At 42.3% G+C, this 17,884-nt stretch carries 21 protein-coding genes, 1 tRNA gene and 1 pseudogene; 16 read left to right on the top strand and 7 right to left on the bottom strand.

Going from position 1 to position 17,884, the window contains the following annotated elements; genetic code table 11:
* From D4N35_RS08900 to D4N35_RS08910, 3 genes are all read right to left on the bottom strand, one after another.
* The coding region (locus tag D4N35_RS08900) for a S8 family peptidase (protein WP_120072622.1) at nt 1–722 on the bottom strand (722 nt) is incomplete at its 3' end.
* A gap of 118 nt (nt 723–840) precedes the next feature.
* Nucleotides 841–1,101: a hypothetical protein gene (locus D4N35_RS08905; protein ID WP_120072624.1), complete on the bottom strand. Its 261-nt coding sequence runs from the start codon at nt 1,099–1,101 to the stop codon at nt 841–843.
* A 528-nt stretch (nt 1,102–1,629) separates the two neighbouring features.
* A complete protein-coding gene (locus tag D4N35_RS08910) occupies nt 1,630–2,802 on the bottom strand; it encodes an MFS transporter (RefSeq protein ID WP_120072626.1) in 1,173 nt (390 codons plus the stop codon).
* Nucleotides 2,803–2,994: 192 nt separating this feature from the next.
* On the opposite strand from D4N35_RS08910, the gene D4N35_RS08915 reads away from it, so the two are divergent.
* From D4N35_RS08915 to D4N35_RS08970, 12 genes are all read left to right on the top strand, one after another.
* On the top strand, nt 2,995–3,507 hold the full coding sequence (locus D4N35_RS08915) for a type 1 glutamine amidotransferase domain-containing protein (protein ID WP_120072628.1): 513 nt from the start codon (nt 2,995–2,997) through the stop codon (nt 3,505–3,507).
* 89 nt (nt 3,508–3,596) lie between these two features.
* Nucleotides 3,597–4,052, top strand: coding sequence for a MarR family winged helix-turn-helix transcriptional regulator (locus D4N35_RS08920; protein WP_120072764.1), 456 nt, complete (start codon nt 3,597–3,599; stop codon nt 4,050–4,052).
* Between the two features lie 10 nt (nt 4,053–4,062).
* Nucleotides 4,063–4,881 carry a glutamate racemase gene (gene racE / locus D4N35_RS08925; RefSeq protein ID WP_120072630.1) on the top strand — a complete coding sequence of 273 codons (819 nt, stop codon included), beginning with the start codon at nt 4,063–4,065 and terminating at the stop codon, nt 4,879–4,881.
* A gap of 380 nt (nt 4,882–5,261) precedes the next feature.
* Nucleotides 5,262–6,335, top strand: coding sequence for a GerMN domain-containing protein (locus D4N35_RS08930; protein ID WP_120072632.1), 1,074 nt, complete (start codon nt 5,262–5,264; stop codon nt 6,333–6,335).
* Between the two features lie 90 nt (nt 6,336–6,425).
* Nucleotides 6,426–7,196, top strand: coding sequence for a ribonuclease PH (gene rph / locus D4N35_RS08935; RefSeq protein ID WP_120072634.1), 771 nt, complete (start codon nt 6,426–6,428; stop codon nt 7,194–7,196).
* Complete coding sequence (locus tag D4N35_RS08940) at nt 7,193–7,792, top strand: XTP/dITP diphosphatase (protein ID WP_120072636.1); 600 nt, start codon at nt 7,193–7,195, stop codon at nt 7,790–7,792. The genes rph and D4N35_RS08940 overlap by 4 nt, the downstream gene beginning before the upstream one ends.
* A 179-nt stretch (nt 7,793–7,971) precedes the next feature.
* Nucleotides 7,972–8,045 (top strand) — tRNA-Arg (locus D4N35_RS08945).
* 445 nt (nt 8,046–8,490) lie between these two features.
* Nucleotides 8,491–9,126, top strand: a complete 636-nt coding sequence (locus tag D4N35_RS08950; protein WP_164876328.1) for an FtsX-like permease family protein — start codon at nt 8,491–8,493, stop codon at nt 9,124–9,126.
* Nucleotides 9,127–9,220: 94 nt separating this feature from the next.
* Nucleotides 9,221–9,400 carry a hypothetical protein gene (locus D4N35_RS08955; RefSeq protein ID WP_120072640.1) on the top strand — a complete coding sequence of 60 codons (180 nt, stop codon included), beginning with the start codon at nt 9,221–9,223 and terminating at the stop codon, nt 9,398–9,400.
* Between the two features lie 41 nt (nt 9,401–9,441).
* Complete coding sequence (locus tag D4N35_RS08960; RefSeq protein ID WP_120072642.1) at nt 9,442–10,455, top strand: DUF3231 family protein; 1,014 nt, start codon at nt 9,442–9,444, stop codon at nt 10,453–10,455.
* Nucleotides 10,456–10,631: 176 nt separating this feature from the next.
* Nucleotides 10,632–10,994, top strand: coding sequence for an HXXEE domain-containing protein (locus tag D4N35_RS18605; protein WP_328591075.1), 363 nt, complete (start codon nt 10,632–10,634; stop codon nt 10,992–10,994).
* Between the two features lie 39 nt (nt 10,995–11,033).
* Entirely contained in the window at nt 11,034–11,426 is a 393-nt protein-coding gene (locus tag D4N35_RS08970; RefSeq protein ID WP_120072644.1) for a hotdog family protein, read from the top strand.
* Between the two features lie 437 nt (nt 11,427–11,863).
* Here the strand turns inward: D4N35_RS08970 and D4N35_RS08975 are convergent.
* Nucleotides 11,864–11,965, bottom strand: a pseudogene (locus D4N35_RS08975) (YjcZ family sporulation protein); the annotation flags it as partial.
* Nucleotides 11,966–12,273: 308 nt separating this feature from the next.
* Between D4N35_RS08975 and D4N35_RS08980 the strand changes: the two are divergent.
* The 3 genes from D4N35_RS08980 (at nt 12,274) to D4N35_RS08990 (ending at nt 14,885) form a co-directional block, all read left to right on the top strand.
* On the top strand, nt 12,274–13,917 hold the full coding sequence (locus D4N35_RS08980) for a GAF domain-containing sensor histidine kinase (RefSeq protein ID WP_120072648.1): 1,644 nt from the start codon (nt 12,274–12,276) through the stop codon (nt 13,915–13,917).
* A 3-nt stretch (nt 13,918–13,920) separates the two neighbouring features.
* Nucleotides 13,921–14,559, top strand: coding sequence for a response regulator (locus D4N35_RS08985; protein WP_120072650.1), 639 nt, complete (start codon nt 13,921–13,923; stop codon nt 14,557–14,559).
* Nucleotides 14,560–14,702: 143 nt separating this feature from the next.
* Nucleotides 14,703–14,885 (top strand): hypothetical protein, encoded by a 183-nt coding sequence (locus D4N35_RS08990; protein WP_164876329.1) that lies wholly within the window; start codon nt 14,703–14,705, stop codon nt 14,883–14,885.
* Nucleotides 14,886–15,188: 303 nt separating this feature from the next.
* Here the strand turns inward: D4N35_RS08990 and D4N35_RS08995 are convergent, their stop codons facing one another.
* Nucleotides 15,189–15,326 carry a YjcZ family sporulation protein gene (locus tag D4N35_RS08995; protein WP_120072655.1) on the bottom strand — a complete coding sequence of 46 codons (138 nt, stop codon included), beginning with the start codon at nt 15,324–15,326 and terminating at the stop codon, nt 15,189–15,191.
* Nucleotides 15,327–15,688: 362 nt separating this feature from the next.
* Between D4N35_RS08995 and D4N35_RS09000 the strand changes: the two genes are divergently transcribed.
* The gene (locus D4N35_RS09000) at nt 15,689–16,333 is read left to right on the top strand and encodes a FusB/FusC family EF-G-binding protein (protein WP_120072657.1); all 645 of its coding nucleotides are present in this window, start codon (nt 15,689–15,691) and stop codon (nt 16,331–16,333) included.
* An 88-nt stretch (nt 16,334–16,421) separates the two neighbouring features.
* On the opposite strand, the gene D4N35_RS09005 is transcribed toward D4N35_RS09000, so the two are convergent.
* Entirely contained in the window at nt 16,422–16,802 is a 381-nt protein-coding gene (locus tag D4N35_RS09005) for a hypothetical protein (protein ID WP_120072660.1), read from the bottom strand.
* Nucleotides 16,803–16,949: 147 nt separating this feature from the next.
* The gene (locus D4N35_RS09010) at nt 16,950–17,852 is read right to left on the bottom strand and encodes a thermonuclease family protein (RefSeq protein ID WP_120072662.1); all 903 of its coding nucleotides are present in this window, start codon (nt 17,850–17,852) and stop codon (nt 16,950–16,952) included.
* Nucleotides 17,853–17,884 lie beyond the last annotated feature (32 nt).

Genomic DNA, 17,884 nt, shown 5'->3' on the forward strand with positions numbered 1-17,884 from the left:
AATTTACTTTCGTAATTTGGGTTTATATATGTTGATAAAATTTCTTCCCCTGGCGCCACCAAATCTACTTCATCGTGAGAGCTTGTAAAATCTGAGGAAAGCCGGTCAAAATTGACTGCTCCAACGCATATGACTTCATTATAGCGCCCCGGAAATGCGAATTCATCGGTTGCATCGCTGCCATCTCCCTCATTTCCTGCGGCACAGACTACCAAAATATTTTGGGAGACGGCCAGTTTTATTGCTTGATAGAGCTTTGGATTGTCATCAGGCCCTCCCAGAGACATAGAAATGATATCAACATTTTGTTCAATCGCATAATGGATGCCATTGATGATCCAATCATGTTGACCGAAACCGTTCCGGTTAAGAACCTTCACAATTAATAAATTTGCTTCCGGAGCCACTCCGACTACACCATCATTATTTTTGGATGCTGCAATCGTTCCGGCGACATGGGTACCGTGGCCATTATAGTCTTGGAATATTTCAGGATTGCCTCTGTCATCATCCGTAAAGTTTTTTCCACCGATAATCCGATCCTTTAAATCAGGGTGGTTTATGTCACAGCCTGTATCCAAAACTGCAATTTTGACCCCTTCTCCTTTTGTTTCCCGCCAAATTTTTGGAGCCTGAATCAATTCGATCCCTTTTGGCACTTCATTTATTTCGTTTATCTGCTGAACTACCCGGAACGGAATTCCTTTAACAAATGGTTTCATTTCTTTTCCTCCTTTTTAGTAAAAAATTTTAAAAGAATGGAATATTCGGACTTTTTGGCGGAATTTGTCGTTAAATTTCGGTCTGATAAATACCGGTTAAAACGAGTCGCGAGGAAGTTTAACAGACTTTCTTTTTCGAACTTTTACGGATCCTTTTTCTCTTTTTCAGCCTTCGGATTTCCAAATGGATATAAATGACCCAAACAACAACCAGCACGTGGATCCAATAATGCAGCAAAACCTGTATAAACCTTGTCAGTATTTGTCCCATTCTCAAAAGTGCGTCAGGAAATATTAGACCAGAAATGGTAGCAGTTACTCCGACCCATGGCACCCACCAGCTATTCATATTTGCCCATTCTTTAAACCTTTTCAACATGATTCCCTCCTTTCGCTTACATGAAAAATGAGCAACTTTTAAAACCTGCATTTCATCCGATATCCTTTCAGTAGAATCGCCAGGGACGGGTTTAATAAGCAAAAAACAGAAGAAAATTGGATTTAACTACTATGGAAACAGGATACTGCTTCTCATAATTTGTCTTGTCCAAAACCTTTGTGCTTTGCACTTTTACTTTCTGTGATATAAAACATTTGAAAGGGAGAGCGGGTTAATTGGCCATGGAAACTTTATTCAGCCCATATGATTTAGTGGTTAGTGTCACAGGAATATATCGCTATTCAAAACAGTCGGGGAACAGGCAACGGTAACCTTTGCCATTAGTTATGAAGCGGTTACATGATGGCGGATTACATAGTTAGGGTTATTTCTTATCTACCCACCAACTTAGGGGATAAACCAAAAAATGTAAAAATAGGTCTTTTTATCCAGATTCAATCCAAAAGAAAACAAACTTGAAATCATCAAGTTTGTTTCGATATATAGCAGGGCGGTTTCGGATTTTCATTAATGTGAAATAGAATGTGCTTTGTTCGAACGGGTTTTATATAGCTGATACAACAGAAATGTAAAGATTGAAATGATCAACCCTGAAATGTAAGGAAACCCGATTGAAATGGAAAACAGCCAGCCGCCAAGAGGGGGCCCGATAATCCTTCCCAAAGAATCAAATGATGACAATAGTCCGGTTGTGCTCCCGTGGCCTGCAGCCGAAGTTTTTGTTAATAAGGCAGAAACGCTTGGACGGATCACTCCATTTCCAATTCCGAAAATCGTTAGGTAGACGGCAGCCGTTGTAAAGCTGTCAACGAGCAGGATTAACGCGAAGCCGACGGCTGAAACCGCGATTCCGGCCTGAATGACTGCTCCTTCACCATATTTTTTCGTCATCCTTCCAACCAATCCGCCTTGAACAATCGCACCTGCCAGTCCCATGATCATGAACAGATATCCCAACTGGACCGTACCAAGCCCTGCTTTTTTCGCGGCAAAATACGCAAACGTCGCTTCAAGGCCGGCCAAGGAAAGGGAAGTGAATAATTGTAAAACATACAAAACGGTGATCGGACCGCGCAAAGCTTTGTGCAGCGGCGTTTTTTTTGCTCTGTGTCCTCCTCTTTCCTCAAGCGGCAAGGATTCTTTTAAGAGAAATAGAACGAAAATGAAGGTAAGCAGGCTGGAGAACCCAGCCAAATAAAACGGCATGTTTAAACTGGTTTTTGAAAAAATACCCCCGATGGCAGGGCCCAAGATAAAGCCCAAGCCAACCGATGCGCCAATGATTCCCATTCCTTTTCCGCGGTCTTCATCCGAGGTAATGTCGGCTACATATGCCATGACCGTCGGCATGTTGGCGGATGAAAGAAATCCTCCGATAATCCTAGCCGCAAACAGCATCCATAAAGCGGAGGAAAGTGCCATCATGAAAAATGAGATGGCCAAGCCGAATATTCCGATCATCATCACCGGTTTCCGGCCAATCCGATCGGAAACCCTTCCCCACATAGGTGCAAAGAGCAATTGCATCAATGAATAAACGGCCATCAACAAACCGAGCTCTGCTGGGGATGCGCCCATTTCTTCAGCGTAAAACGGCAGGACAGGGATGATGATCCCAAACCCGACCATGACAAAAAACATGACAGCAAAAAGTATAGGCAGTGCCTTTTTCGTATCCAAACCAAGTCCACTCCAGTCTACAAAGAATCTTCAAATGATTGCCTGTACAGCTTTTCAATTCATATTAACATGAATCGGGCGGCGTTGTTAGCATAAGGCGTTTGAATCATATTTTGTCTGGAAATAACATGTTTTGTAAATAACGATTGGGGAAAACAGACAAGTAGTAATTTTGAAAAGGAGTGTTTGAAAATGGGTAAAAACATTGCCGCATTAATCACCGACATGTTCGAAGACTTAGAATATACGGAGCCCGCAAAAGCATTCAAGGAAGCGGGGCATTCTGTCACAACAATTGAAAAAGAATCGGGAAAAACGGTCAAAGGAAAACGGGGTGAAGCGAACGTTACAATAGATAAAAGCATCGAGGACGTAAAACCTGAAGAGTATGATGCATTGTTTATACCGGGAGGCTTCTCGCCTGACCAGCTCCGCGCCGATGAACGTTTTGTCACATTCACAAAAGCGTTCATGGACAAGAAAAAACCTGTCTTTGCCATCTGCCACGGCCCTCAGCTTCTAATAACGGCAAAGGCACTTGAAGGCAGACAAGCAACCGGCTATAAATCCATCAAAGTGGATATGGAATACGCGGGGGCTGATTATAAAGATCAGGAAGTGGTCGTCTGTTCGGATCAGCTCGTGACAAGCCGGACCCCTGATGATATTCCCGCGTTTATAAGAGAGTCCTTGAAATTGTTATAAACAAGAGGGAATCAACTGATTTCCTCTTGTTTTTTTGGCGAAAAAGGGCGACAATGCATATAAAAGGTTACAGGGAGTTGCGCTTAATCATGAATGATGGATCAGGTTTCCGGCATAATGAAAAAATGGTCGCTGAGCTTGAAAAAGATTTGAGATACATATCTGCTATCGTGAAGCAAAAAGGGCGGGAATTGCTGGCAGACTATGCCATCACGCCGCCGCAATTCGTCGGGCTGCAATGGCTTTTTGAAGACGGGGACATGACAATCGGTGAATTATCCAATAAAATGTTTTTAGCATGCAGTACGACGACCGATTTAATCGACAGAATGGAAAAAAAAGAACTGGTTGAGCGGGTGAAAGACCCGAAAGACCGCCGTGTTGTTCGCATACACTTATTAAAAAAGGGCGAAATCATTATCGACGAAGTCATTAAGAAAAGACAGGACTATTTGCAGGATGTTCTTGGTGATTTTTCGGAACAAGAAATCATGGCTCTAAAAGACAGCTTGGCTAAACTGCATCAAGAAATGAAAAAAGAATGAGGCGTTTTTATTGAAAGAGGCTATAGGAGTAATAGATTCGGGCATCGGCGGGCTGACGGTTGCAAAGGAAATCATGCGGCAGCTGCCCAATGAAAAGATTTATTATGTCGGTGATACGGCCCGTTGCCCATACGGTCCCCGACCAGAAGAAGAGGTAAAGGAATACACTTGGCAAATGACTTCCCTTTTAAGGAAATTTGATATCAAAATGCTCGTGATCGCCTGTAATACGGCGACTGCCGCTGTATTGGATGAAATCCGCTCACAGCTTCCCATACCCGTCATCGGAGTCATCTCACCCGGAGCCAGGGCGGCATTGAAAGTGACGGAAAACGGCAGGGTGGGAGTGCTCGGCACAGTTGGAACCGTCAGAAGCGAAGCTTATGTAAAGGAACTGGCGTTGATTAATCAAGATGTGGAAGTGACGCAGCTCGTCTGCCCGAAATTTGTCCCGCTTGTTGAAAGCTTTCAGTATAACAGCGAGACTGCCAGAAAGGTAGTCAAGGAGACATTGACGCCAATTAAAGAAAGCGGCATTGACACACTTATTCTCGGCTGCACCCACTATCCATTGCTTGGCCCCCTGATTGAGCAGGAAATGGGCCCTCGGGTTAAGGTCATTAGTTCAGGTGAGGAAACAGCCAGGGAAGTAAGTGCCATTTTACATTATAAAAATATGAGGAATACGGCTCCTGATCCGCCGAATCATCGGTTCTTTACAACCGGTTCGATAGAAATTTTTAAAAAAATAGCATCGGATTGGCTCAAAAGTACAGAACTGGAGATCCATTCCGCCAAGCTTGGCAAATATTTGACGCAGCCGAGCTGAGCGAAAAACTGCCGTGGAAAACCGCGGCGGTTTTTTGGTGTTCCAGTATAAAATTCCTTAATTATAAGAAAGTCAGGTTATCGTGCGAACGTACTTTTCGAGGTGTTCTTCCGTCCTTTGTCTTAAATAATGAAGTCAAAGAACGACCTCGCTGGACTGCCCTCCGACGGACAGGACGTCCTAGTGCCACCGAAGCCACAGGATGTGGCGCTTTGAGGCGGCCAGCGCTTGTCGCCCCTAAACGGCCGTCTTCCGCATTTCAGTTTGTACGTCGCTAGACGGGCGCTTACGCTTTTCTTTTAAAAAGATAAGTCCAAGCGGTCTAAATGAAACAGACAGCTCGTATACATGAAGTACAAACTGTTCTAGGAGGGGTACAAATGTGTAAACGGGCGAAAATAGCCGCAGTTGCTGTGATTCTTGCAGCAAGTGCGTTCATATCGGGCTGCGGTCTTTTCGGTAAAGGGAAGGAGAAACTGGATCCGCCTCAGGATGTGTCTTACCTAAAAGAGGGAGAAGGATTGGATACTGCTTCTGAAAAAGCAGCGCCGGACAAAGAGACCGCAGTGGAGGAGAAAGCGGATACCGTCATGCGTGATCTTTACTTGATTGACCGAAATGGTATGGTTGTATCCCAGACCCTTCCTCTTCCCAAATCAGAAAGTCCGGCTAAACAGGTTTTGGAGTACCTTGTTGATGATGGCCCAATAGCTCAAATTTTGCCTAACGGGTTCAGAACTGTCCTTCCAGCGGATACAACGGTGGATGTCGATATAAAAGACGGGAAAGCGGTTGTTGATTTTTCCGAGGAATTTGCGACCTACGATGCAAAGGATGAAAAAAAGATTTTACAGGCGGTTACTTGGACGCTGACGCAATTTGAATCCGTGAAGTCTGTAGAATTAAGAATGAACGGCCATCGCTTAAATGAAATGCCGGTAAATGGGACGCCGATCAGTGAAGAAGGCCTCTCGCGCCAAGATGGAATCAATATCGATGATTCCGCGGCAGTCGATATTACGAATACACGGCCGGTGACTGTTTATTATTTGGCGCAGGCTGATGATGAGGTCTATTATGTACCGGTTACACGCCGGATTTCCAATAAAGAGGAGGACGATGTCGCCGCGGTGGTCAAGGAATTGGCAGATGGACCGGGAATGATGTCGGGGTTGGCCAGTGCATTATCCGGTGATGTAAAACTGTTGGAATCCCCTAAAGTGAAAGATGGGGTTGTAACATTAAATTTCAATGAATCAATTTTGGGCAGTGACGAAAAGAGCATGATTACCGATGCAGCCTTGCAGACACTTGTTTTATCCTTGACCGAACAGGAAGGCATCAAAAGCGTTTCGGTCCTAATGGATGGGAAAACGGGATTGGCAAGTGAAAAGGGCGAATCGTTGACAGAGCCAGTGACCCGTCCCGAAAAAATTAACGCGGTGCGTTATTAATTACAGGAGATTTGATATACTATAGATAAGCTTGAAGAGGCCGGCATAAAGGTCATGCCGGCTCTATTGTTTTTTTAAGGAGGATTATCATTGCGTGTTGACGGAAGAAAAGCAGATGAATTAAGAAACATACATATTGAAACCGGATATTTGAAGCATCCGGAAGGTTCTGTCCTGATTACGGTGGGAGACACAAAAGTAATATGCACTGCAAGTATCGAAGACAGGGTGCCTCCTTTTTTAAGAGGTGAAGGAAAAGGTTGGATTTCAGCGGAATATTCCATGCTGCCAAGGGCAACCGAAACGCGGAATATCAGGGAATCTTCAAGGGGAAAAGTGTCAGGCAGGACGATGGAAATCCAGCGGCTTATTGGACGGGCACTTCGGGCAGTCGTGGATCTTGAAGCGATTGGCGAAAGAACGATTTGGATTGACTGCGATGTCATCCAAGCAGATGGAGGAACAAGGACAGCATCCATAACAGGGGCTTTTGTCGCCTTGACGATGGCTGTTGCCAAGCTGGTGGAGGAAAAAGAACTGCCGACTTTCCCGGTGACAGATTTTCTGGCGGCAACGAGTGTTGGCATCATTGAAGAAGTTGGCGTTATTTTGGATTTGAATTATATAGAAGACAGCTCAGCTTTAGTTGATATGAATGTGGTGATGACAGGTGCTGGGGAGTTTGTCGAACTGCAGGGAACAGGAGAAGAATCCACTTTTACAGCCGGCCAACTGCAGGAAATGCTTGCGGCAGCCAAAAAAGGCATGAAGGAATTATCCGCAATCCAGAAGGAAGCTCTCGGAGAAATTGCGGAGAAGATCGGATCTAAGCCCACTGATGGAAGTGAAAAACAATCGTGAAAAGTGTTATCATAGCAACGAAAAATAAAGGCAAAGCGAAGGAATTTGAGCGGTTGTTTTCAAAGTATGGAATGGAAGTAAAGACATTGATTGACTTTCCGGATGTGCCCGATATTGAAGAAACAGGTGAAACATTCGAAGAGAATGCGATTATCAAGGCGGAAGCAATTGCCAAACTTGCAAATTCAATTGTTGTGGCGGATGATTCGGGGCTGGCCATCGATGCACTTGGTGGAAGGCCCGGCGTATATTCGGCCAGGTATGCGGGGGCTGAGAAAAACGATGAAGATAATATTGATAAGGTATTGAGTGAAATGGAAGCTGTCAATGAAGAGGAAAGGACAGCGCGTTTCTATTGCGCACTTGCTGTGGCAGGGCCCGATTTTGAAACGATCACTGTTAATGGAACGTGTGAAGGAATGATTCTGAACGAACGCCGTGGTTCCGAGGGTTTCGGGTACGATCCCATCTTTTACGTGCCATCCGAAGGAAAAACAATGGCGGAGATGAGCCCTAAAAGGAAAAATGAACTGAGCCACCGTGCGGCTGCCATGAAAAATTTGGAGCCGTATATAGAAAAATTATCTTTGATGTAAGTTATCAAACGATTAACAAGAGCAGACAGGCCAATGGAGCCTGTCATCGGCATTTCATCCTGCATTTGAACCGGTTCTGGCTGGCCAAAAGGTAAAGGATCAATAATAATTTGAAAAAAACTATTGACTTTACCAAACGCCAGCCATATAATAAAAAATGTCTTTAAAAATAATATGGAGTCCCAGTAGCTCAGCTGGATAGAGCAACAGCCTTCTAAGCTGTGGGTCGGGAGTTCGAATCTCTCCTGGGACGTCTTTGTATGTATTGGGGTTAAGGTGAGGTCATGGAAAACACTCTGAAACGCTGTTATACCAGCGTTTCAGAGTGTTTTTCTATTTTATGGGAATACGATTAAAAGCGTTAGGTTATAAAACTTTCTTACACATTTTTTACACAAATATTTTTGATTTATCAGATTTATGGTAAGTTCCAGTGTACGACGATAATGTTTATATGTTTGACAAGCCAATCACAGGCATTGGGAAATAGAATAATGAAGCATTCATAACTGGTTGGAAGGGAGTGTAAACTAAACTGTAAAGCAGGAGCTTTACTGTATTACTTTCTGGTTTCAATTTTGGTTTATGTAACTTAAGTCCTGATGATCATCCGAGCGTACAATCCCGGCACACTCTCTCTATTCAAGCTCCTTATCATTTCAGGCTGCATTTTGTTTATTTATCTAATGGGAGCGTTATTGCCCAGCTTATTTGTGAAAAAAATCCACCCTGTGGAAGTTATGAAAGAAGGGGAGATCAGTCTTTCCAAAGCAAGGATTATTCCGGTTAAAGGAATGCTTGGCATTGAAATCAATGCCATATTCAGCAGATGGCTCCGAAACCTACTGACCATTTTCGCGATCGGCTTGCCAAGCGGGTTGCTCATCGTATTCATCACTGTATCGCTAAGGCTGAACGGGGTACTATTCACTACTTGGTTGGGCCAGTATGTCTCTATGGAGGTAAAAGCGCCCCATTATTTTTCGGTAGCTATGTGCTTCCTGATTTCCATTTTAACAACATCGGAAGTGATGTGGCAAAACATCAAGGAAAGAAATGTGGAAATTTCCTTGTACAAAGCATTAGGTTGGAAAGACCGGACAATACAAAAGATGGTTTATATGGAGGGGGCCCTTTTAGGAGTTCCGGGCGGCATTCTAGGAATAGTGTTCAGTATAGTAATTTTACATTCTATGTATCAAACCATCGCATGGGATGAAACATGGATATTTGTATTATGTTTAATTGTTCCCGTCATCGCAGGTGTTATTAGTGCTGCTATCCCTGCGGGGAAAATGGTCAAAATAAATCCGAGTGTGGGTCTTAGAGGATAATTCCGGGGTGAGAAAATCGGAAAGTGTACAAATTTTCTCTTCAAACAAAGGCTATGTAATGCCCAGCTCCAACGGACAGGAGGTCCTAGTGTCGATGAAGCCACAGGACGTGGCGCTTTTAGTCGGCCAGGCGCCATCGGCGCAAGGATTAAGCCAACGCTTGCGAAGGCAAACTACGCCTCCGCAAGCGTTGGCTAGCTTGTTGCCAAAAGCTGCGCGCCTTGTGCTTTTCTTAAACGAAAATGTATTTGGTTTATATATTTCCTCTTTTTAGGGAACAATATTCCGCGAGGCAGCAAATGGGGGGATATCAATATGAAAGGCAAAACCCAAAATACTAATGAAAAATTAACATCGGCCGAGATAGGGAAACTTTGGGCAACGTATACGGGGAATACACTTTTTACGTGTGTTCTGAGTTATTATCTTAAACATGTCGAGGATAAAGATATCAAAAGGGTTGTGGAGAATGCGTTAAAGTTAAGCAGGAAAATTGTGGAGGATATTAAAGCAATATTTATTAAAGAAAATTTCCCCATACCAATCGGCTTTTCAAAGGAAGATGTAAACCTGGGTGCCCCAAGGTTATTTTCCGACGAGTTTTATCTTCACTATTTAAAATATACGGGTAAAGCCGGAATGAGTATTTACACAATTGCCATACCTTTGGTGATCAGAAAAGATATACGGGATTTCTTTATTTTTACCCTTAACTCTGCTGTTAAGCTTTTAACAGATGTTAATGATCTATTAAAAGAAAAAGGTTTTTTAACAAAGCCGCCTTTCATTCCTGTCCCCCCAAAAGCTGACTTTGTAAAAAAGCAAAGTTATTTAAATGGCTTTTTCGGAAACGTTCGATCCCTTCACGCACTTGAGATTACACATCTTTATGATGATATTGAAAACGATGTTACAAGCAAGGCGTTATTAATTGGTTTTTCTCAAGTATCTAAAAATGAAGATGTCCGGAAATTCCTCCTTAGAGGAAAGGAAATGATTAAAAAACATATAGAAGCCTGTTCACAGCATCTGCACAATGAAAATTTGCCATCTCCTCCCTTATTGGATGACTTGGTGAGCACTTCTACTTTTTCTCCCTTTTCGGATAAATTAATGTTATGGCATAAAATAGATATGTTTTCCATGAAAATCAGGTCCTATGCCAATGGTGCATCACTTAATGGACGGCGTGATATTGGCGCAATGTATGCCATGTTTCTAAAGGATGTTGGATTATATGTTGAGGATGGTGCGAATATTATGATTGACCACGGCTGGATGGAACAACCACCAAAAGCTGTTGACCGTAAAGATTTAGCAAAGGATTAAAACGATATAGCGAATGCAAATCTGCATATTTTGACTGTCGTACGGTTGTTCCCCATTATCTTTATGTTTCACGATTTCGAGGAGATTCTCACCGTTGAAAAGTGAGTGAAACAAAGACTATGTGATTAAAAAGATCCCTCCATCCATGCTGAAAACATTTTTGCACTAGTTTTCAGATGACACCGGTCCAATTTGCAAAAGACGTATTCTGGATTTTTCTTGCTATTACAGCGGTGACGCTCATTGCTGTTCTTTTTTCGTTCTACTTTCCTATTTTTATGTTGTCTTTGTTTTTTATTCATGTCTTCACACATATCGGGCAGGCTGTTTATTTCAGAAAATATACCCCCAGGTGTATGGCCTCCATCTTGCTCCCTCTATGCATACTACCGTTTATTGGGGGAAGCTGTGATTACAAGCGGGGACATCGCCTGGAGCAGTTTGAGCACGGTTCTTCTTCCCTTTCTTTACTCTTGTCCATGGACGCAATCGGCTCACTAAGAGGAAATCGCTTTCTAAAATGGAGTTTATTACTCTGAATTTTCTATCAAAATATTAAAAATTCCGGGGGATTTAAATTGAATTTGAAAGTTGGAGATATTATTCGATTTGAACGGATGTTCACAAAAGAAGATGTTGAAATATTTACAAAAGTATCCATGGATGAAGGGGATCACCATACGAAACCTGATGAACTGGGGAGACTTGTGGTTCAAGGGCTATTAACTGCTACATTGCCGACAAAGGTCGGTGGAGATTACAATGTACTGGCTCGTACAATGAATTTTGAGTTTTTGAGACCCGTCTTCACCGGAGATACAATAGGTTGTGAAGTAATGATTAAAAATCTCGAAAGACAAGAAAACAATAGAATATCTATTTTTGCCACTTTCCTATGCATCAATCAAAATGGGAAACAGGTATTGAGTGGAAACTTTGCGGGGGTTATATTAAATAAGTTGAAAAAATAAATTACATGGAATAACCGGGAGTTATTCACAAACCAGCGGGTTATATATCAGAGAACTAGTCCGACAATAACAGATGAGCCGATTCATCTCATGATAAAAAATCACGAGATGAATCGGCCATTTTATAAACATACTATTTAAAAATGTGGTAATTCATAGAAGCGGAAAACGAGCTGTTTTGCTAAGGACCCCCAATCAACTATACATTGATCCATTTTACGGTATTTCTCTACCCAGTAATCCAATTCCGCCCCCAATTCCCGTTCCATTGGAAATAGCCGCCAATTTTGCAACGGGTTTTTCATCAAATTTACCTTAGTCTATTACTGACAAACAATGTACCATAAAGAGCGGATATACACTGGCTTCAACTGTTGGGGTAAGCTTTTTAAATTATATTACCACCAGCCGCCAAAACCGCCACCGTAACCGCCGCCGTAACCACCAACAAAGGCAGCTCCCACAATAATCAATAGGATAAACAATACAACGATTAAGGCGAAGCCTGCGCCACCGCCATATCCTGCACCATCAGCCATATTTATTTCCCTCCTTTTCCATCTGGCCTTAACAATATATGAGAAAATAAAAAAAGCGGATGGGCACTTTGGGTAAAAGGGGATCATTTGCAAATTAATTTTTGTCTGAAACCGGATTTAAAGAAAGCATGTGGCCATGGAATAGCGAATAAGTTGGGCTCGGCCATTCATTTTTTAACGCACTGCACGCGTGATTTTTTTAGGGTGCCGAATAAAAAACAAGAGAAAATTTCATATGCTAATATTTTACAGGATTTTCTGGAGATACACAGAAGTATATTTTTATAATGCATGTAGGAGGAGAACCGATGTCAAATAGCATAGAGAATCACCATAAGGAATTATTAATCTTAAAAACAATAGCAGAAACGTTGAACGAAAGTAATGATCTAGAGCAGATGCTTCAGAGTACGCTGGAGAAATTGCTTGAAGTGACCGGAATAAGCACGGGGTGGATATTTCTGGCAAAAGAGCGGCCGTTTCACCAGAAGATGGCCGATTACAACTTACCTCCGGCACTTGCCCGGGAAGATAAGAAACCGATGAGATGCGGTACTTGTGATTGCCTGGAGCTATATTGGAAAGGTTCATTAAAGAAAGCGGTCAATATTATTAAATGCAAGCGCCTGCAGGAGGCAGTCGAATATTCATGGGGGGATACCCACAACCTCACCCATCATGCGACGGTTCCCTTAACAATCCGCGGAAAAAGATTTGGTATTTTAAATGTCGGATCACCGGGGAAAAAATACTTCAACGATGAAGAACTTACTCTGCTCGAATCGGTAGCGTACCAAATTGGAACTGCAGTTGAGCGGACGTTCCTGTATGAGCGGGAAAAGAAACAATTCGAATATTATGCCAAAATCGATGAACTGACGCGTTACATATGGAATATAAATGATCCAGACATTCTCCTTGAAACCATTATTGGGCAGATAGGAGAGAATTTTGGCTGGTCGGCGGCGGGCATTATCATTAAACGGCGTGATCGCTTGACCCTGCAAGCGCTTTATAGAGATGGAACACCTGGATTAATGAATGAAACATGTAGTTTACGTGATTCAAAAGATTCTTCGGATATTATCGTTCAAGCGTATTCAGAGCAAAAAATATGTGTAAGCGATCAAAAAGATTTTATTTTTCCCGAACTTAATAATAACGGCGGCCAGTCTTCGATTGCCATACCGTTGAAATTGCACGAACAAAAAGGCGTGCTGTTCATTAGCAGACAGTTCGAACCATTCACTGATTACGAGTTTGATGTATTGAAAGTATTGGCGGAACATATTTCGTTGGCGATGGAAGAGGCCCGGCTTTATGTAGAACGGCAGCAATTGCTCTTAACCGAAGAGAGAAACCGGCTGGCCCGCGATTTGCATGACTCTGTCAATCAAAAACTATTTTCTCTCTCTCTGACAGCCCGTGGACTCAGGGAAATGTTGAAACATGAAGATCAGAACGTAATAGAAGGCATAAACAACATCGGTCAGTTGGCTCAAGAAGCATTGACTGAAATGCGATCCCTCATTTGGGAGCTTCGTCCGGACAATATCGACAAAGGGATTACAGATTTACTGAAAGAATACGCTGAAAAAATCGGATTGAATGTGACCATACAAATGAAAGAAGACGGCCATCTCATACCAAAGGTAGAAGAGGCATTCATTCGTATCGGTCAAGAGGCGCTGAACAATGTAAGAAAGCATGCTCGCACGAACAGCGCCCAAATTCAAATTGAATGTAACCCAGACGCTGTGCGAATGGTTGTGTCCGATCAAGGGCGGGGCTTTTCGCTTGAACAAGCGTTGAAATACAGCAAGTCCCTCGGGATGAAAAGCATGCGGGAACGGGCTGCACAAGTAAACGGAAATTTGGAAATTGAAAGTATCGTGGGAAAGGGGACAACCATTACTATTCTAGTACCCACATCGAAAAAGAAAGGGGGTTAATATGTGAAAATTAAAGTGCTGCTCGTCGATGATCATTTGGTTGTATTGAGAGGATTGCGTTTTTTTCTGCAAACTCAATCTGATATAGAAATCGTCGGTCAAGCGCAAAATGGGATAGAGGCGCTAAAAAAGGTTGAGGAATTAAAACCGGACATTGTGCTTATGGATGTACAAATGCCGAAGATGGACGGGATTGAGGCGACTAAGCAAATTTCTAAAAACTATCCCGATGTAAAGGTGATTATTCTTACAAGTTTCTCCGACCGGGATTCTGTCTTGCCGGCCATTAAAGCAGGGGCCCTCGGCTACCAGTTGAAAGACGTGGAGCCCGATGTTCTGGCGGAGACAATCAAAGCAGCAATGGAAGGCAATCGAACGTTTCATCAGCAAGTAACGAATCAACTGATTTCCCATGTGACAAAGGAAGCCGAAACAGATAAAGGGATACAAATCCTTACTCCAAGGGAAAGAGAAGTACTGTACCATATTACTTTAGGACAGAGCAATAAGGAAATAGCGGCTGAACTTCATGTTACAGAAAAAACAGTAAAAACCCACATTACCTCGATATTGGGAAAAATGCAGTTGCAAGATCGTACACAAGCGGCCCTTTTTGCCATAAAAAATAACTGGTTTGATTGATTACTCGGGCGAACGTCTTAGACTAAGGTCTTATCTTGATAAGGCCTTTTTTTGTATGCAAATTTTAGACACAGGTACGATTTTATCAAGATGATCATTGCTTAAAATAAACATAGCAACCAAATATAGCTGAAGGGGAGCTTATGATGAATCTTTATGAGTATCAATATATGATAAATGAACAAAAACGCCTGCTTAATCAAATCAACCGGGAAGCGTGGAAATACACGTCAGGTTATCCATATCAAAAGCCTTTCTTAATCGGGTTCATTACATCTGTATTTAAAGGAATTAAAAGTAGCTTCAGTTACAATGGCATGAAGTAAGATATGACTCAAGAACATTGGCAGCCTTAGCGATATAGAAAAATTGCTCGTTTATACCATACAGTCTGTCCAATCATTTTTGACAAAATTCAGTATATTATTAACAATACAGCAGGCTTAAAAAATGAATAGAGATATATGGGCTTTACCATTACGCTTTATTTTTCATGCCACAAAATGTATGAGTTAAAATAGTAATAACATGAAACTGATAAAAAGAGCGCTTGAATAAAGCGCTCCTTGAGGTTAAGATGAGCCGAAAATGGAGTCGGAAACGGTTCGGATGCAGCGGAGGCTGTTTAGTTAAAATATGGCGGCGCCAATAATAATCAACAGAATGAAAAGCACCACGATTAACGCAAAGGAATTGCGCATGCCGTATCCTCCGCCATATCCATAACCGCCGTACCTGAATCTGCGCCCACAGCCATAGAATCCCATGAATATCACCACCTTATAGGATTAATACAAATTATGCAGGTCCAAGTAAAACGAGCTAGGGATATGCGGACAAATTTAAAAAATGGGTGCATTTTGGGATAATATCCTGCTAAGCCCCATTTCACGCAAAGCAAAAAAATTACTTACCAGACATACTCAAACTGTTGTACAATATACTTATTCACTGGAGGTGATATAAGATGGCGAACATATTTCCGCCAGAATTTGCGGCGTCTCATGCAAAGCCTCTTATAAAACAGGCGATACTTTGCATGAGGTAGACGATCTGATCATCGCCTAATTTTTATAAATGGCTTTGTCTCTTACTCTAATTTTTATACTACAATAAGGAGCTAATAATAATGACAAGCCATAACGAAATACAACCTTTTATCAGGTGTGACCAATTTAACTTTATTAAATTTCAAGTGAAGCATTTGGTGCATGCCCATTCTACAGTCAAGGATCCATCCGTTCTGAAAGCAGTCAAATATGGAGCGGTGGACAAAATAATGAATCTGTTTCCTGAGATCGAAGAGCATCAGATTTTTGATAAAATTGCCGAAATTGAAGAAGATATTCAGGCGAAAAATTTTCTGGCCGATCTAAAAACATATGTCATTCCTTTTAAGCCGGTAACGGAAAAAACGGTAGGAAAGCTTTTTCCAAAAGCAGGGAAATTGAAACTGCAGTTTTTAAAGGAAATCGATTTTACCGAAACAACCTATTTGGGCTGGTATGATATCCGTTCCGATAAAAAATTCCTCATTTTCGATTATAAAGGGAAGTTAATGGGGATTCATGGTACGTTCAGGCATAAAACAAAAGGGATTTGTTCTTTATGCAATCGCCATGGGGAAGTGGGATTGTTCATGGCAAATGTAAAAAGCGGGAAAGAAACGTTCACCAACCGCGGGAATTATATTTGCGATGACAGCCAAGAGTGCAACCGGAATTTGCAGTCCCTGGATAGGCTTGAACATTTCATAGAAAACTTGAAAAACTGAGGACCCTTCCTCAGTTTTTTTGTATCAGCAACATTGTGTCCGCCGCTATGGGGGCAGATTTGGGAAGATGCATTATTTTTTTGAAAACCTATTTAATTCGTTTGATCTCCGCCTCTTGATCTATAGAACGCCTGGAGAGCAAGTCCAAAGTCCGTTCATGACTCTCTTGTGTTTGTTCAATGCGTTTTACAACTTTATTAGTCTCAATGACTGCCTGCTTCACCGAAATATTATCCGTTCCTAAATTCTTCATTTCTTCTTTTAAATCATGCATTTTCAGTTCCATGTTTGACATGCGTGTTTCCAGCGCATCAAATCTGTTATTCATTTGGGACCTAACGCCCTGTACTTCATCTTTAACGCCTTGTACGTCACTTTTTACACTCTGTACCTCATCTTTAACAGACTTTACTTGAACGGTTAAGCCCTGTACACTCGCTAAAATTTGATTCAAAATTTCCTCGTTCAATTTTACCCCCCCCATACTAAAAATTTTTATTGAAATTGTGGTTTTGCCCGGTTGTTATATCTTCATTATAATATCTTTCCGTACCGCTTTATAGCTTTTATTCTTTGCTTCATCAGCCTAAAAAAACAGCCCAACCCGGGCTGTTCCTCATCTCTCACACGCATATCCATCTTTATCCCTGTCCATTTTTGGCTGATAGGCCGGATGGCCTTCGGGCACTCCATTCGGATAGACCTTTCTTAGTTCCGTACAGTTTTGAAAATACTCCGTTCCCCCTGCCGGTTCAGAAGGCCGGCGGTCAGGGGCAGGTTGCTGTGAATCTTCTGACTCTCCTGCAGAAGATTCTTTAAATCCTGATTCTGTCGCATAGTTTTCGATCGACCAAATGCCGATCCCTTTCGCTTTGGCACGTTTTTGTGCTTCTTCGTAAGGGGCTAAATGCCTTGTATTTGGAGGGTAAACATAGGCAACTCGAGCCAAGCCTTCCTCCAATAAAGTTTCTTGCACACTTTTCCCGTCGACATATACATAGGCCAGCAATCGTCCATATTTATCCACACGTTCCCCGATATCGAACTCAAGGGTCAGATCACCGCTGTTGACCAGTTGCGCGTTGCGCTCCTTCGCTTCTTCGCCGAAAGGCTGCTTTCCTAAGCGCGGGTGGTTTGTTTCCGGTGTATCAATTAGAAGGTAACGGACGTTTTGTTCTTTACCATTGTATCGGACTTTGATCGTGTCGCCGTCTATCGTTTTGACAAGTGTTACAGGGATCTGATCGACTGTGCCGGATGTGTCAGTGGATTTCTCTTTATCTGGCTTCTGCTCGGTTGTTGATGATGGTTCCAGTTCTTTTTCCTGTTGTGTCTCTGTATCAGCTGCTTGAATCTCATCTGTTTTCTTATCCACGGATGTGCTGTCAATGTCAGAGCAGCCGGCCAAAGCCAGCAGGCTGGCAGCAGCGACGGATACAATTATTTTTCGTTTGGATGTCGCTGCTGTAACTGTACCTATTAAAAATAAGATGAAAATGACTCCAAAGATGCTGTTCATGTTAATTGAACTCCTCCGATGATTATGTAAAC

Origin of the sequence: Siminovitchia fortis (assembly GCF_003605365.2) — a bacterium.
In the GTDB taxonomy this organism is placed as follows: Bacteria; Bacillota; Bacilli; order Bacillales; family Bacillaceae_C; genus Siminovitchia; species Siminovitchia fortis.

Coding starts and splice junctions, on each gene's coding strand:
- D4N35_RS08905 (WP_120072624.1), bottom strand. CDS start 1,101: ATGTTGAAAAGGTTTAAAGAATGGGCAAATATGAATAGCTGGTGGGTG.
- D4N35_RS08915 (WP_120072628.1), top strand. CDS start 2,995: ATGGGTAAAAACATTGCCGCATTAATCACCGACATGTTCGAAGACTTA.
- D4N35_RS08920 (WP_120072764.1), top strand. CDS start 3,597: ATGAATGATGGATCAGGTTTCCGGCATAATGAAAAAATGGTCGCTGAG.
- D4N35_RS08930 (WP_120072632.1), top strand. CDS start 5,262: ATGTGTAAACGGGCGAAAATAGCCGCAGTTGCTGTGATTCTTGCAGCA.
- D4N35_RS08955 (WP_120072640.1), top strand. CDS start 9,221: ATGAAGCCACAGGACGTGGCGCTTTTAGTCGGCCAGGCGCCATCGGCG.
- D4N35_RS08960 (WP_120072642.1), top strand. CDS start 9,442: ATGAAAGGCAAAACCCAAAATACTAATGAAAAATTAACATCGGCCGAG.
- D4N35_RS18605 (WP_328591075.1), top strand. CDS start 10,632: ATGACACCGGTCCAATTTGCAAAAGACGTATTCTGGATTTTTCTTGCT.
- D4N35_RS08980 (WP_120072648.1), top strand. CDS start 12,274: ATGTCAAATAGCATAGAGAATCACCATAAGGAATTATTAATCTTAAAA.
- D4N35_RS08990 (WP_164876329.1), top strand. CDS start 14,703: ATGATGAATCTTTATGAGTATCAATATATGATAAATGAACAAAAACGC.
- D4N35_RS08995 (WP_120072655.1), bottom strand. CDS start 15,326: ATGGGATTCTATGGCTGTGGGCGCAGATTCAGGTACGGCGGTTATGGA.
- D4N35_RS09000 (WP_120072657.1), top strand. CDS start 15,689: ATGACAAGCCATAACGAAATACAACCTTTTATCAGGTGTGACCAATTT.
- D4N35_RS09010 (WP_120072662.1), bottom strand. CDS start 17,852: ATGAACAGCATCTTTGGAGTCATTTTCATCTTATTTTTAATAGGTACA.